Genomic DNA, 14,710 nt, shown 5'->3' with positions numbered 1-14,710 from the left:
GTCACCCCTGACTTTCCGTGTCCCGGATCCCGCGGAACCCGCGGAGCTCCAAAGTGCTGCACTTGATTCCGCCACCGGATTTGAGGAATTCCGAATAGTCGACCGGAACGGGTTCGTACCCGCGGTCCGACAGCTGTCCCGCGAGGTGCGAAGCCTGTACGGGCAGCACCACATTGGCACCGTCGCTGACCAGGTTGAGTCCGAGCCAGTCGGTGTCCGTCTCGGTGGCGATCACCGCATCGGGGAACCTCCGCTCGAGCACCTCGCGACTGTCTCGTGAGAACGCGGCGGGCAGGTACGCGATGGTGCTGTCGTCGAGCACGCCCAGTGCGGTGTTGAGGTGGTAGTAGCGGGGATTCACCAGGTTCAGGGTGACCACCGGACGACCGAGGTGTGCCGACGCCTCGGCGTGCGACCGTGGGTCGGACCGGAACCCGGTGCCTGCGAGGATCACGTCGCCGACGACGAGGAAGTCGCCCTCCCCCTCGTTGACGTACCGTGGCAGGGTGGGTCTGACCAGCCCGTTGTCCCGAAACCACCGGAACACGTGTTCGGCCTCGGGGCGTCGCTCGGCGGTCCGGTACCGGGCGCCGAGAGCGACCCCGTCGACGACGAGTCCGCTGTCGGTGACGAACACCATGTCCGGGAGCCCCTCGACGGGGTCGATCGTCAGCACCTCGTGGCCGAGCCGCCGGTAGGTGTCCGCAAGTGCGGACCACTGCGACATCGCACGGTCCCGGTCCACCGGTTCACCGGGGCGCATCCAGTCGTTGATGGCGTAGACGACGTCGAAATACGTCGGCGGGCACATCAAATAAGTCCGTGGGTGGGCGTGGCGGACGGCGCGAGCGGCGTCGCCCGGCGCTACCGCCGGCTCCTCGTACGGGCTCTCGGACTCGATATCAGCGGTGGGCCCCATCTCCACTCCCCCTCGATCGGTGTCGGTGACATCAGTATCCACCCACCAAAAGGCCTGATCAATGCGCTAGCGTTCCATCACATGGACGATTCGTTGCGCTTGGACAGGCTCGATCGGCGGATCGTTGCGCGACTGGAGCGCAACGCACGGTCAAGCTTCGCCACGATCGGCGCCGAGGTCGGGCTGTCCGCACCGGCCGTGAAGCGCCGGGTCGATCGTCTGGTCGAGTCCGGAGTGATCACCGGATTCCATGCGGCGGTCGATCCGCGAGCCCTCGGCCCGGGTGTCGAGGTGTTCGTCGAGTTGTACTGCAGCGGTCGCACGTCGGCCGTCGAGATCGCGCGGATCGTGTCCCGCCACACCGAGGTTCAGGAGGCGTACACCGTCACCGGCGACGCCAACGCCCTGCTCCGCGTCCGGACCACCGACACCGCACACCTCGAACGCACGCTGGAAAACCTGCGGTCGGAGCCTGCCGTCCTCCAGACCAAGAGCAGCGTCGTCCTCAGCCGCCTGATACCGCCCGCCGACTGACCCACTCGTCGTACACGGCGAAGCCGACAGTGCCCCGGCAACCGTGGATTGCCGGGGCACGCGACGTGTCATGTGACGATCAGAGCCAGGCCGTGGCGTTCCGGTCTTCCGCGGTCTGCATGTCGATGGCGCCGTCCTGGACGACCTTCGCGATCGTCTGCAGGACCTGGAGCAGATCCTCGTGAGAGCTGTCCCACTTGGCCTGCACAGCCTGGTAGTTGTCCCGCGCACCGCTCTCCCACTGCGCCACCAGGCCGTTGACGTAGCCCTTGAGCTCGTCGTGCGTCTCGCGCAGCTTCGCTTCGTTCGACTTGATGTCGCTCGCCAGCGCCTGCAACTCGGCAAATCCGTACTTCAATGAAGACATTCGGTGCTCCCCTCGAGCTTCGTAACTGTTCTCGGTGCCGGCGTCAGATGTCGAGCGAACCCGAGGCTCCGGCCGAATGGATCGCATCCTGGTTGGCCTGCTCGGCGGCGTCGTAGCCCTTGCCGTTCTCGCGGATCTTCACCGCAATCTCGTCCAGCGATTCCTGCATACGGCGCGACGCATCTCCGTACCGAGCCATCAGGTTCATGAACGCGGTCTGCGCTCCACCCTGCCATGCCGAAGACGACTCCTCGCAACGGCCCTTGAGGCTGTTGATCGTGCCCTGCAGCTGGCTGTTCACCGTCTGCACGTGATTGGCCGCGACCTCCATCTGGCCGACATCGGTAACAACTCCCGCCATGTGTGACTCCTTCTGCTCTCGGTGCGGCGGCCCCCACTGGACTGCCCGAATTCACCCCTACACATGATTGGACGCGTCTTCCGCCCAATCGGTTCCACCTCTGTGGAAGACTTTCCCGCGAAGAGAACGCGGTCACCGGACGATCACCAGCGACCGCACGACGTCTTCGCATGCGCTCTCGATCGATTCCCACTCCTCGGCCAGGAACTGGCAGCCGACGCTCACCTGGAGGTCCCGTTCGACGAGGACGTGCCAGCGCACTACGGAGCTCTCGTCGGGGAACTCGCTGTACGCGATGCCGGGCCGGCCCCCGAACACGACGTCGCGCTCGAGCTCGCCGAACAGTTCGGGCCGGCCGCGCTGCGCAATCTTCGACGCGAGCGTCGCCGCCACCTCGTCGTATCCGGAACCCTCTCGAACCGAGTTCTGCGTGATGATGATTCGCCGGTCGGCACCACCCACGGGCACCAACTCCAGCCGGGGCGGCGACGAGGTCGACGCGGCGGGTGCCCGCTCCTTCCACCCGCTCGGCAGCGTCACGCGAAGGCCGCCGACCACGAGGCTCGGGTCGGCCGCGGTGGTCGTCGGCACCGCGGACCGCGTGAGCGTCGGGGCGACCGGTGCCGCACTCGCGTCGAGTGCGCGGACCGTTTCGGTACCGGCATCAGGCTTCTGAAGTGTGAAGACGAGAACGGCACCGACGACCACCGCCAGCACCGCAGCCACCGCGAGGAACGTGGGCCGCACGTTCCGTCGGTCCCCGCGATCCGACCCCTGCAGTGCGGGTTCGAGCCAGTTCGCCTGCGGCACAGCCATTGTCGTCGGCACTTCGTCGACATCGACCACGCTGGTGGCGAGTGCCCGGACAATCTCTTCTCCGGTGACGATCCGAACATCGGTGTCGACGGACGCAACCGCGATCACGGCGTCCCGCATCGATGCGCGCTCCTGCGAATCGCCGGCCCCCGTCAGGAGTAGTCCGTCGACGGGGCGGTCGCCGCGGGCCCGCGCGCCGAGTTCCACGATCGCCGCAGCCCACTCGTCGATCCCCTCGTCGGCGCAGAGCGACGGGTCGTGCTCGCATGCGACGACCCGGTATCCGCCGACCTCACCGACCACGTAACTGGCCGTGGCGCCCACGGCCCGGCTTTCGAGCACCAGCCATCGACCACCGGACGACGCTGCAGCCTCGGCCGTCACGACGGCGACCGGAACCAGCACCGTGTCGGCGGCAACCCGGGAACCCGCGGCGGCCAGCACGTCCCGTCGCGCGGAACCCCACTCCGTCGGGTGCGACAGTACCGCCGTCGCGATCGGCGACGCCTCTCCCGCGCCGCCGGTCACAGACCGGAACACCGCGGTCAGCGCGTCGGACACCGCGAGAAGGCCACCGTCGACGTCGACGTTCTCGTCCTCGACGAAGCAGAGCGGCGTCGTCTCGTGCACCGCCCTCGTCACGCCCCGCACGCAGGACCACATGCCGGATTCAGTGAGATGAATCGCGACCGACGACATCACAGCGGGGGCATCCACGCGAGCTGGATCAGGCCGGTACCCGCACGGTTGACCAGCGTTCCGCGCCCGGGAGGCATCGCGCTCGGACGAACGGTGCCGATGAGGTTGCCCTCCTCCCGGTTGCCACTCATCACGAGGCCCGTGGATTGCAGATCACGCAAGCGTGCGATGACCGGCTCGTACATTGCCCGTGCCGCACCGCCGGAGCGTCGCGCGATGATCAGGTGGAATCCGATGTCACGGGCGTGCGGCAGGAATTCGACGATCGCGGAGACGGGGTTGCCGCTCGACGTCACGACGAGGTCGTAGTCGTCGATCACGACGAAGATTTCGGGGCCCGACCACCAGGACCGGTCGCGCTGCTGCTGGCGGCTGAAACCGGGGCCCGGCATGCGCTCCTTCAGCAGGAAGGCGAGATCCTTCATGTTCGTGCCCAGCACGTCCTCGGACGGTGCGTACGAAGCGAGGTGCGCCGTTTCGACGACACCCAGCATCGTGCGCCGGTAGTCGCCGAGAATGATCTTCGCCTGTTTGCTCGTGTTCGACGCCATGATGCCCTCGCAGATGTTCCGCAGGAGCGTCGTCTTACCGCATTCGGTGTCGCCGAACACCAGGAAGTGGGGCTGCTCGGCGAAGTTCAGGAACGTCGGGGCCAGATCGGCCTCGTCGAGGCCGATCGGAATCTGCAGACATGCCTGCGCGGGATCGAGGTAGGACGGCCACCCCCCGGCCGCGTGGAGCAGGTCTTCGCGGGCGATCTGAGCCGGCAGCATTCGCACCGCCGGAGCGGGTCTGCCGTGGGTCGCGGCGGCGACGGCCGACACCGCGTGCGCCACCCCGGTTGCCAGGTCGGTCGGATCCGAACTCCCGTCGAGCCTCGGCAACCCGACCAGCAGATGCAGGCTGTCGCGGGTCATGCCGCGCCCGGGCCTGCCTTCGGGAACGAGTGCCGCGGTTTTGCGACCGAGGTCGGAATCCGAGGGATCGCCGAGCCGCAGCTCGATGCGCGTGCCGAGCTGATCCTTGAGCGCGGGACGGACCTCGCCCCACCGTGAAGCCGTGAGGACGACGTGCACGCCGTACGACAACCCCTGGGACGCAAGGTTGGTGATCTGCTGTTCGAGAGCTTCGAAATCCTGTCGGATGCTGCCGAAACCGTCGATCACGAGGAACACGTCGCCGAACGGGTCCTGCGCGACCCCCGCAGCCGCGCCGCCACTACCGGGGTCGGAGGCGCGCAGACGCCGGAACTCCGCCATCGACTCGACGCCGAGTTCGCGGAAACGCTCCTCGCGTTGCCGGACGACGGTGTTCATCTCGGCGATGGTGCGCCGCACCCGGTCCACGTCGAGGCGGTTGGCAACCGAACCGACGTGCGGCAGTCCCGACAGTCCGGCGAGCGTGCCGCCACCGAAGTCGAGGCAGTAGAACTGCACCTGCTCCGCCGAATGGGTGGCGGCGAGCGACGTGATGAGCGTGCGGATCGCAGTGGACTTGCCCGACTGCGGTCCGCCCACCACCGCCATGTTGCCGGTGGACCCGGACAGGTCCACGATGAGCGGGTCGCGCCGCTGGTCGTAGGGCCTGTCGATGATCCCGATCGGTGCACGCAGCGAGCTCAGCGCGGGAACCGGCTCGGTGAGAACGGACCTCGGCAGCATCTGGTCGAGCGTCGGCGCGGCGTCGAGGGGCCGCAGCCACACCTCATGAGCGCGCGGTCCGCGGTCCTTGATCCGTTCGACGACGACGTCGATGGTAGTGCGGGTTTCCGCCGCCTCCTCGGTCAGGTGGAGCGACTGCGGTTCGTCGGGGATCTCGACCACGTCGGCGGCGACGGGTGCGGCCGTGAAGATCCTGGGCCGCAACGGGGTCGCCGCCGCACCGGGGTGCCGCACGTTGTCGGCCCGCCCGCCCTCGTAGGTGCCGGACACGTACGAGGCCTGGAAGCGGACGATCTCCGCGGAATCGCATTTGAGGTATCCGGCGCCCGGAGTCGCGGGCAGGTGGTAGGCGTCCGGCACACCGAGCACGGTGCGCGATTCGTTGGCCGAGAACGTCTTGAGGCCGATCCGGTACGACAGGTGGCTGTCGAGACCCCGCAGTTTGCCCTCTTCGAGCCTCTGACTCGCCAAGAGCAGGTGGATGTGCAGCGACCGGCCGAGCCTACCGATGGCGACGAAGAGGTCCGCGAACTCGGGCTGCTGACTGAGCAGTTCGGAGAACTCGTCGACGACGATGAACAGGGCGGGCAGCGGGTCGAGGTCGGCGCCGGCCTGGCGGGCCTTCTCGTATTCGGTGACGTTCGCGAAGTTCCCGGAGGAGCGCAGGAGTTCCTGGCGTCGGTTCATCTCACCGGCGAGGGCGTCCCGCATCCTGTCGACCATCGCGAGTTCCTCGGCGAGGTTCGTGATCACCGCGGCCACGTGCGGCGCTTCCTCGAGACCGAGGAACGTGGCGCCGCCCTTGAAGTCGACGAGGACGAGGTTGAGCACGTCGGGCGAATGCGTCGAGATCAGCCCGAGCACCAACGTCCGCAGGAACTCCGACTTACCGGAACCGGTGGCTCCGATGCACAGGCCGTGGGGCCCCATTCCGTTCTCGGCCGACTCCTTGAGGTCGATCTCGACCGGGTGACCGTCCACTCCCACACCGATCGGGACCCGCAACCGGTCGCGGCCCTGACGGGGCAGCCACGCGTGATCCGGGTTGAGACGGCCGACGTCGCCGATTCCGAGCATCTGGCTCCACGTCTGCACCGGCTGGTCATCGTCGCCGGCGTCCACTGCCGACTGCGACGCCGTCCGGTACGGCGCGAGCCGCCGCGCCAGCGTTTCCGCCTGGTGAGCGCTGACGAGGTCCGCTGTCGCGAACATCTCCACTCCGGCCCCGCTGCGGGCGCCGAGCGATCCGTCCTGCGCGACGAGCTGGAGGCCACGCGTGGCCGTCAATCGCGGGCAGAATTTGCTGATGTCGAGAACGGACACCGAGTCGACCCCGCCGTCGGTGATCATCCCCGATTCGCCCTCGAGAATCCCGCCGTCGACGACGATGACGAACTGCGGAACACCGGGCGCGGCGGGCGCGTTGCGCGAGAACCGGTTTCGCATCGACAGCAGGGGGCCGAGCGCAGATTCGAGTTCGAGGATCGAGCCGTAGATCATGCGGGACGAACCGACACCGTCGGACGAGTCCGGATGCTGCGCGTGCGGCAGCCACTTCGCCCAGTCCCACTCGTGCTCCGTGTCGGGGCCGCACACGACGGCGACCAGGAGGTTGTCCGGGCCGTGGAATGCACACAACTGCATGAGCATCGACCGCACCAGGGACCGTGCGGTACCGCGGTCCCCTTCCACGGAGATGGCCGCGAACCCGCGCAGCGACACCGCGGTCGGCAGATCCTGAACGACGGAGTGCGCGCGGACGAAGCGACGGAGCGACACCGCTGCAACCGGTTCCAGATCCTCCACCGGTCCGGTCTCCGGCGCGATCAGACGGGTCGCGAGGCGCTGGCTTACCCGGCCGACGCGCACGTGGCAGTAGTCGGGGTCGGTGATGCGGCGCTCCCACATGCGCGCCGTGCCTGCGAGGGTCCACAGCAGACCGGGTTCGGGGTGACTCCAGTCGAGCGCTTTTCGCTGCTGCTCGCCGGTCTCGTTGACGTCGCGCCGCAGCTGATCCAGGTAGCGCAGGTAGTCCTTGCGGTCCTCGTTGGCCTCTGCCGCTTTCGGGCCGCCACGACCGCCGCCGGCCAGCATGCCGAGCATCGACACCATCATCATGACGGGAAAGAGCATCGACATCGGGTTGCGGGCCATGCCCGAAGAGAACATCAGGGCCATCATCCCGACCATGGCGACGACCATGACCACGGGAAGGAGCTTGGTCAGGAGGTTTCCGGGAACCAGACGTGGAATCTCGGGCGGAGCCTGCAAGCTCACTTCGCCGCCCGGAATGCGTGGAACTTCCCGTCGCGCTTTGCGCACGAACAGAATAGTGCTCACTACCCGCCCCCCATGACTACAACCGCCCCGAAAAAACCGTGCAGCCGATCCGAACCCGAAACTCCGGGTCCGCCCCCCTGGGCTCGATCCGCGAAGTCAGACACTAACCCATGACAGGCGATCGGGCATATAGGAGGCCGGCGCCCTGACGGACACTGGAGGCGCCGCCCGCAGTGTCGTAAGGTCACCCGTGATCAAATCGGATGACGATCCGTGACCGGTCGTCGATCGGTGTCGTAACGGCGCAGATGGGGTTGTGCGTCGGAAGAGTTGGGGGAAATCGTAGTGTCCGTCACCCATGACGAATCGCGGGGATCCGCCTCGTCCACCCGTCCCGGTGCCGCGGCCGATCTGTGCCGCATCACCGTCCTGTCGAAGCATTCGCAGGTCGACATGGCCGTGCCGTTCGGTGTGCCGCTCGCCATCCTCGTCCCGGGGATCGTCGACACCATCCGCACCAATCGCAGTACCAACGATTTCGACGACTCCCTCGAGCAGTACGAACCGAGCGAGTGGGTTCTCGCGAAGATCGGGCACTCGCCGCTCTCGACCACGTTGACGTTGCACGAGCACGGAATCCGCGACGGCGATCTCCTCGTGCTCCAGAGTGTGCACGCCAGCGCACCTCCGCCACTGTTCGACGACATCATGTACAACGTGGCGATCGCCGACGTCGAGGGCGACCGCGAGTGGACCCGTGGCTCCGCGCGGGTCGTCGGCTCCGTTGCCGCCGTGCTCGGCACCGTCGTCGGCTCGTTCGCGCTGTTGTGGTCCGGGGCGGGGACGGAGGGATTTCTGGGGGCGGGTTGTGCCGTCGCCGCGGCCCTGTTGTTCCTGATCGCCGGCGCGGTCACCGCCCGCGTCTACGGCGACGCGCCCAGTTCCGTAGTACTCAGCGGGTGCGCCGTTCCCCTCTCGTTCGCCGCGGGAATGCTGTTCGTGCCCGGCGATCTCGGCGCTGCGCACCTGCTCCTCGGTCTCGCACTGGCGGGCACCACCGCAATTCTGGCGTTGAGGCTGGGCGGTGCCGGGCTGCGACTGTTCACGGCGCTGTCGGTGACGTCCCTGTTCGGTTCGATCGCTGCCCTCGTCGCCACGCTGTTCGGCAACCCGATCGCCGGTGTCGGCGCGGGTGTCGTCGCGGCGGCGCTGATCGGACTCGCCTTCTCGGCCCGGGTGTCGATACTGCTTGCGAAGCTTCCGCTGCCTCCCGTCCCCGCGCCGGGCACGTCGGTCGATCCGTCCGAGGACGACCCGGACGACGAGGTGACGATGCCTTCGTTCGACTCGCTCGCACAGCGTGCCGCACGTGCCCACAAATACCTCACGGGCCTGGTCGGCGCGATGACAGCACTCGCCGTGACCGGCGCGCTCCTCGCGGCACACCCCGGCGTGCACGATGGAATATTTTGGCCCGGACTCTCTCTCGCCGTCGCCACCGCCACCGTCCTGATGTTCCGGGGACGCACGTACAGCAGCGCCGAGCAGGCCGTTCCGCTGATCGCAGGCGGGGTGACGATACTGGTTCTGCTACTCACCGGCGCCGCTGTCGCCGTGCCAGACTTCGCGATCGCGTCGTTCGCGGTCGCGATCCTGTTCGCCGTCGGTGGGCTGGTACTGGGAATCCTCGCCCCGCGCCAGACGTTCTCGCCCGTGATGCGGCGGGTGGCCGAGCTCATCGATCTGGCGGTGATCGCGTCGATCGTCCCGCTGGTGTGCTGGGTGACCGGCCTCTACTCGCTGATGCGTGGACTGTGAGGCGCCGGATCACCCGCGTCGTCCTGGCCGCCGCGATCGTGGCGGTCACCGCCGCCGTGGGGCAGGGCGGCGCGGCGGCTGTGGTGCCCGCTCCCGTGGAGGACGGACTTCTTCCCCCGAAGGACCGCCAGAAGGCCGAGCTACGCCGCAGTTGCAAAGATGCTGTGCGGGTACCGGACAGCCCCGACGTGCCTGCGGCACAGCGCGATCTCGATTTCCAGTCGGTCTGGCCGATCACCAGGGGCGCCGGTCAGCTCGTCGCGGTGATCGACACCGGCGTCTCGCGGCACCCCCGACTCCCCGGCCTCGAGGACGGCGGCGACCTCGTGGGAACGGAGACCGGAACGGTCGACTGCGACGCGCACGGCACGCTGGTCGCCGGGTTGATCGGTGCCGCGCAGGTGCCCGGCTCCGGTTTTTCCGGTGGCGCACCGGATTCGCGGATCATGTCCATCCGGCAGTCGAGCACTGCGTACAGTCCCGTCGGCCAGGCCGACGAGATCGACAACGCGGGCAACACGGTCGGCGGATACGGAAACGTCGAGACGATGGCGACCGCGATCCGGCGTGCGGCCGACCGGGGTGCGACCGTCATCAACATCTCCGAGGTCGCGTGCAAGACCGCTGCGGAGGGGATCGGCAGTAGCGACCGGTACGTGGGGGCTGCCGTGAAGTACGCCGTCACGGTGCACAACGCCGTGGTGGTCGCGGCGGCAGGCAACTTCGGTTCCGGGAACTGCAAGATTCAGAATCCACCGGTCGACCCCCTCCGGCCCGGCGCCGATCTGTCGGACTCCGTGAGTACCATCGCCAGCCCCGCCTGGTACGACGACTACGTGCTCACCGTCGGCTCCGTCGACGCGAACGGGTCACCGAGCAACTTCAGCCTGGCCGGTCCGTGGGTCGACGTCGCAGCTCCCGGAACCGGTCTCACTTCGCTGCACCCGACCACCGGCGATCTGACGAACACTACGTACGGCGCAGAGGGCAACGCGGAGCCGGTGCAGGGGACGAGTTTCGCCGCCCCGTACGTCTCGGCAACCGTCGCCCTGGTCCGGTCGCGCTTCCCGCAACTGTCTGCGAGGCAGGTCATGGCCCGTATCGAGGCCACGGCGCATGCTCCGGCAGAGGGGTGGAATCCGTCGGTCGGGCACGGGATCATCGATCCGCTGGCGGCAGTCACCGCCGACGTTCCCCTCGACGGCGTCACCGTCGATCAGTCGAATTCCGTCGCGATCGAGGCGCTTCCGGCCGCGGCTCCCCCGGACCATCGGCCGCGCGACGTCGCTGTGGCGGCCACCGGAACGCTGGGTGCACTGCTCGTGCTCGGCGTTCTGGCGTCGTTCCCGCTCCGCCGCCGGTTCCGCTCGGCGGCCGACCGGCACTGACCGAACCGGCTCACTTGGATCCGGACGCGACAGCGGCAGGGTCGAGGTCGGGTGCGACTCCGTCGTGTGCGACGAGCGCCGACGACTTCCCGAGCGAGGGGCCCTGCGCCAGGAGGCCGAGAATCTGCCAGGGCGCGAGTGGCTGGGCACCGTCGAGGCCCAATGCCGCTGCAGAGTCCTTGTCCGCGTCCTTGTCCGGGATGCCGAACCGCACTCCCGTGTCCGCGACGAAGAACTTGCTGTCGCGTCGGGTGCTCGTGGGCTCGATGCCGGTGGACTGCACGAATCCGCTGGTTCCCGGCTGAACATAGACCGTGTCGGCGTTGTCGCCCGCGCCGTCCGACTGGGCCAGTTCGACCGCGCGGGCGTCGCCGGGGATCGGGAGGGCACGGCCCGCGACCAGCGACAGTTCGGCCGCCGGACCACTCGCGCCGGTCTCGTCCGGTGCACGGAGTGGCTTCCACGTCAGGCAGCTCACGGGACTGTCGGAGGCATCGACGATCGCAGGCGCCGACTCGGGGAAGCTGTCCACCGCAAGCTGTTCCACCGAGGGAATTCGCTTGGTGGCGTCCGGCGGGACGCTCGACATCTCGGTGTCGCCGTGTGAGTCCGACAGGAAGATCAGATTCGCGACGGCGGAGCTGATCTTCTGAATTCCATCGCGAAGGACCACATAGTGGGCAGTCTCCGAACCGATCAGTGCCGTGAACACCGATCCCACGACCTTGTCCTGCAACGGGTACCGAGGGCTGCTCCCGGCGTCCGGAATGACGGGAGCCGCGAGTGGCGGCACCTCGGGAACGGCGTTGACGAGGCCCTTGCTCACCGGGCGCGGGCGCGCGCCTTCGAGTCCCAGCGCGCGGGTGACCGCCGGGTCGTCCAGATCGACCCTGGCCCGCTTGCCCCCGTAGATCAGGTACGACGCGTCGGAAGTCGACGCGAGCAGCGCCTGATCTCCGGTGAGGGTCGCGCCGCCGTCGGAGCCCTCGGTCTCGCCGACGATGACCGATGTTGTGACGGAGAGATTTCCGTCGGCCGCAATCGAATCGCACACGGTCCACGGTGTCTTCGCCGCGGGATCTCCGGCCGGCAGCGCCGACGGTGCGCCGGGGATCCCCACGAGGGCACCGCGCGGGCGGGTGTCGAGTTCGGATTCCTTGACGATCACCGGATTCTCGGGCTTTCCGACGATGAGCCGGGCGGACGCAAGATTCAGTACGGGACGGAGCGTGTCGCCCGTGACGACGAACATTGCGCCCGAATCCTTGCCGACGACGATCGACGCGTCGCCGATCTTGTCCTGCGGACGGAACAGCGCGAGCGCGGCGCACCCGGCGAGGCCGAGCGACGCGATCACGACCCCCACCGCGAGTGCGCGCGACTGCGACCGCATGGGATCGTGCAACATTCGGACATCGCGACGCACCAGCGCGTGCTCCATCCTTCGGACCAGAAAACGATACCCGTTGACCTGCCACCGGGTAGTGGGTGTTACAGCCATTGTTCCTCCCCCGTGCTGCACAGCGCTCGGGGTGACACAGTACAGTTCCATCGACAATCTTCACGGCGGACGGGTACGGGTCTGCTGGGTTCAGGTATTCGGGGGAGGAACCATGAACCGTTCACGCGTCACACGTCGGCCGTCGTCTCTTCGGTTTTCGGCCACCGAGGTGATCATCGCGCAACTTCTGGGAGTGACCGGTGGAGTCGTGGCCTCGCTGTGCGGGCTGGTCTGGTGGGGCGCCGCCACACTTGCCCTCGTCCTCGTCGTCGGCGCACTCGTCCGGGTGGGCGGCTGGTCGAGCCTGGACTGGGCGCGGACGTACTGGCGGTACTGCACGGAACCTGGGCGGACGGAGTCCCGCACCGTCGGTTTCCAGGCGCCGACCGGCCAGTCCGTCGGGCTCCGCTGGGACGGGGGGAACGTGGTCGCCGTCGTCGAGGTACTTCCTCCCGCGGGCAGTCTCACCCAGATCACCCGTGACGGATTTCAGACGACGCACGAACTCCCGACCGACGCGCTCGCCGCGTGCCTCGTGCAGCACGACATCTCGCTGACCGGAATCGACATCGTCAGCCACGGTTATCGCGCCGCGGCGGGCACGCCCGCAACCGACGTGTACGACAGGCTGGTCGGTCCGCTGCCGGCGACTGCGACCCGGATGGTCTGGCTCGCCCTGCGATTCGACGCCACCGAGAGCGTCGCGGCTGTGGCGCGGCGAGGCGGCGGCGAGGACGGCGCCTCCCGCGCGATCACGATCGCGGCCGGCCGGGTCGTGCGCGCTCTCGCCGATTCCGGCTGCCGCGCACGGATTCTCACCGCCCCGGAGATCGAATCCGCCGCACTGCAGATCAGTCGCGGCGTCGACCCGAAGACGTTCACGCAGACGTGGAAGCAGGCGCCGCTGCCCGGCGTGTGCAACACCGGCTACGGCGTCGACCCGCGGTACCTCACCAGGGATCTGCTGGCGAAGCTGTGGGTCCCGTCGAGCCTCGGCACGACCGTGACGATCCGGCTCCGTCCCAGCGGGTACGACGGGCAGGTGAAGATCGGTGCGGCCTGCCGGGTGACCACCCGGACGATGCCCGAGCCGCTCGCTATTCCCGGGCTCGTCTCGATGCAGGGCAGGCACAGGGACGGGCTGCTGTCCAATCTCCCTGTCGCGATGTCGGATCTCGACGACGTGATGCCGTTGACCGACATGTCCGTCCAGGATCTGCGGGGCTTGCAGTTGCCACCGGCGGGGTGCGGACAGCTCATCGGCTCCGACGACTACGGCCACGGAATCACCGCTCGCATCGCGGGTCCCGGCGTCGGCATGGTCTATGTGGCGGGCGAACTGTACCTCGCCCAGCAACTCGTGTTCCGTGCTGTCGCGACAGGTGCCCGGGTGCTCATCCACACCGATCGGCCGGACGCGTGGTCGTCGTTGATCGATTCCATCGCCACACCCGACCGGTTGCGCATCGCCGGTCGGAGCCCGCAGTCCGACAGCAGGTTCAACACGGTGGTGTTCGACGGCGTCGATGCGCTGCCGCCCCGCGCCGGGGTCACGGCGATCTACCTGTACGGGGAGCCGAGTCAATGGCCGGGCGCCGAACCGGACCTGTCCATTGTCCAGCCGAATGCGCTGGGCGACCGGATTCTCCTGTCGACGGGCGGGACGAGCATCGAACTGATGCTCGTCACGATCTCGTCCGAGACGGCGTTCATCGGCCGCCCGCGTGCGGTGGAGGAGTATCCGCCCGTCTTCCAGTACTAGCCGGGATACGGCGACGTCTCGCGCTGCACCCGGACCGCGTCGGCCCACCACACCAGCTGGGCCAGCATGCGATCCGCCGAGTCGATGGCGGCGCCGTCGGTGGTCTGCCCGTGGTCGTCGAATCTCTTGCGCACGCGGTGGAAGCTCACGCTCTGCCGGACCGACACCATGTGCAGTTCGGCCACCACCTGACGTAGCTGTTCGGTGGCCCGGAGCCCGCCGGCCAGCCCGCCATAGGACACGAAACCGATGGGCTTCGAACGCCACTCGTGTTTGAGACTGTCGAACGCGGTCTTCAGCGCCGCAGGGTAACCGTGGTTGTACTCGGAAGTGACGGCCACGAATCCGTCGGCTCGGCCCACCCGCTCGCGGAATTCGTCCGTCACCGGGGATTCGCCGAGATCCTGCGGCAGCGGTGTGTCGGCGAGGTCGATGACCCCCACGTCCAGTCCCGGGTAGGCGCGCGCGCGTTCGGCGAACCAGCCGGCAACGACGGGAGCAATCCGGCCGACCCTGACCGACCCGATGATGATCTCGAGCCGGACGGGCTCGCCTGCGGTCATGAGCACGCTCCTTCATTCCGGGGTAATCCTGGAGGTCGACG

11 protein-coding genes are annotated in these 14,710 nt (G+C 68.1%); 4 read left to right on the top strand and 7 right to left on the bottom strand.

Going from position 1 to position 14,710, the window contains the following annotated elements:
* Position 1 precedes the first annotated feature (1 nt).
* Complete coding sequence (gene ddaH, locus ROP_RS30925; protein ID WP_043826894.1) at positions 2-919, bottom strand: dimethylargininase; 918 nt, start codon at positions 917-919, stop codon at positions 2-4.
* 81 nt (positions 920-1,000) lie between these two features.
* Here ddaH and ROP_RS30920 point away from each other — a divergent pair, with 81 nt between their 5' ends.
* Positions 1,001-1,453, top strand: a complete 453-nt coding sequence (locus tag ROP_RS30920) for an Lrp/AsnC family transcriptional regulator (protein ID WP_015889937.1) — start codon at positions 1,001-1,003, stop codon at positions 1,451-1,453.
* 79 nt (positions 1,454-1,532) lie between these two features.
* Here ROP_RS30920 and ROP_RS30915 read toward each other — a convergent pair whose 3' ends face one another.
* The 4 genes from ROP_RS30915 to ROP_RS30900 all read right to left on the bottom strand — a co-directional run bounded on the left by ROP_RS30915 (position 1,533) and on the right by ROP_RS30900 (position 7,697).
* Positions 1,533-1,820: a WXG100 family type VII secretion target gene (locus tag ROP_RS30915; RefSeq protein WP_015889936.1), complete on the bottom strand. Its 288-nt coding sequence runs from the start codon at positions 1,818-1,820 to the stop codon at positions 1,533-1,535.
* Between the two features lie 43 nt (positions 1,821-1,863).
* Positions 1,864-2,181, bottom strand: coding sequence for a WXG100 family type VII secretion target (locus ROP_RS30910; protein WP_015889935.1), 318 nt, complete (start codon positions 2,179-2,181; stop codon positions 1,864-1,866).
* A gap of 132 nt (positions 2,182-2,313) precedes the next feature.
* Positions 2,314-3,714: a type VII secretion-associated protein gene (locus tag ROP_RS30905; protein ID WP_231869011.1), complete on the bottom strand. Its 1,401-nt coding sequence runs from the start codon at positions 3,712-3,714 to the stop codon at positions 2,314-2,316.
* On the bottom strand, positions 3,696-7,697 hold the full coding sequence (locus ROP_RS30900; RefSeq protein WP_015889933.1) for a type VII secretion protein EccC: 4,002 nt from the start codon (positions 7,695-7,697) through the stop codon (positions 3,696-3,698). Before ROP_RS30900 ends, ROP_RS30905 begins: the two co-directional genes overlap by 19 nt.
* A 285-nt stretch (positions 7,698-7,982) precedes the next feature.
* Between ROP_RS30900 and eccD the strand changes: the two genes are divergently transcribed.
* Both eccD and mycP read left to right on the top strand, forming a co-directional pair.
* The gene (eccD, locus tag ROP_RS30895) at positions 7,983-9,455 is read left to right on the top strand and encodes a type VII secretion integral membrane protein EccD (protein WP_015889932.1); all 1,473 of its coding nucleotides are present in this window, start codon (positions 7,983-7,985) and stop codon (positions 9,453-9,455) included.
* Complete coding sequence (gene mycP, locus ROP_RS30890; RefSeq protein WP_015889931.1) at positions 9,452-10,843, top strand: type VII secretion-associated serine protease mycosin; 1,392 nt, start codon at positions 9,452-9,454, stop codon at positions 10,841-10,843. The genes eccD and mycP overlap by 4 nt, the downstream gene beginning before the upstream one ends.
* Positions 10,844-10,853: 10 nt before the next feature.
* Here the strand turns inward: mycP and eccB are convergent, their stop codons facing one another.
* Positions 10,854-12,344, bottom strand: a complete 1,491-nt coding sequence (eccB, locus tag ROP_RS30885) for a type VII secretion protein EccB (protein ID WP_015889930.1) — start codon at positions 12,342-12,344, stop codon at positions 10,854-10,856.
* Positions 12,345-12,456: 112 nt separating this feature from the next.
* Here eccB and eccE point away from each other — a divergent pair, with 112 nt between their 5' ends.
* Positions 12,457-14,106 (top strand): type VII secretion protein EccE, encoded by a 1,650-nt coding sequence (eccE, locus tag ROP_RS30880; protein ID WP_015889929.1) that lies wholly within the window; start codon positions 12,457-12,459, stop codon positions 14,104-14,106.
* On the opposite strand, the gene ROP_RS30875 is transcribed toward eccE, so the two are convergent.
* Positions 14,103-14,669 (bottom strand): NADPH-dependent FMN reductase, encoded by a 567-nt coding sequence (locus tag ROP_RS30875; protein ID WP_015889928.1) that lies wholly within the window; start codon positions 14,667-14,669, stop codon positions 14,103-14,105. The genes eccE and ROP_RS30875 overlap by 4 nt on opposite strands.
* Positions 14,670-14,710: the final 41 nt, after the last annotated feature.

Origin of the sequence: Rhodococcus opacus B4, from assembly GCF_000010805.1 — a bacterium.
GTDB lineage: Bacteria > Actinomycetota > Actinomycetes > Mycobacteriales > Mycobacteriaceae > Rhodococcus_F > Rhodococcus_F opacus_C.
The sequence above is the reverse complement of the archived record's forward strand: the minus strand, read 5'-3'. Positions and strand labels throughout refer to the sequence as shown.

Coding starts and splice junctions, on each gene's coding strand:
- ddaH (WP_043826894.1), bottom strand. CDS start 919: ATGGGGCCCACCGCTGATATCGAGTCCGAGAGCCCGTACGAGGAGCCG.
- ROP_RS30920 (WP_015889937.1), top strand. CDS start 1,001: ATGGACGATTCGTTGCGCTTGGACAGGCTCGATCGGCGGATCGTTGCG.
- ROP_RS30915 (WP_015889936.1), bottom strand. CDS start 1,820: ATGTCTTCATTGAAGTACGGATTTGCCGAGTTGCAGGCGCTGGCGAGC.
- ROP_RS30910 (WP_015889935.1), bottom strand. CDS start 2,181: ATGGCGGGAGTTGTTACCGATGTCGGCCAGATGGAGGTCGCGGCCAAT.
- eccB (WP_015889930.1), bottom strand. CDS start 12,344: ATGGCTGTAACACCCACTACCCGGTGGCAGGTCAACGGGTATCGTTTT.
- eccE (WP_015889929.1), top strand. CDS start 12,457: ATGAACCGTTCACGCGTCACACGTCGGCCGTCGTCTCTTCGGTTTTCG.
- ROP_RS30875 (WP_015889928.1), bottom strand. CDS start 14,669: ATGACCGCAGGCGAGCCCGTCCGGCTCGAGATCATCATCGGGTCGGTC.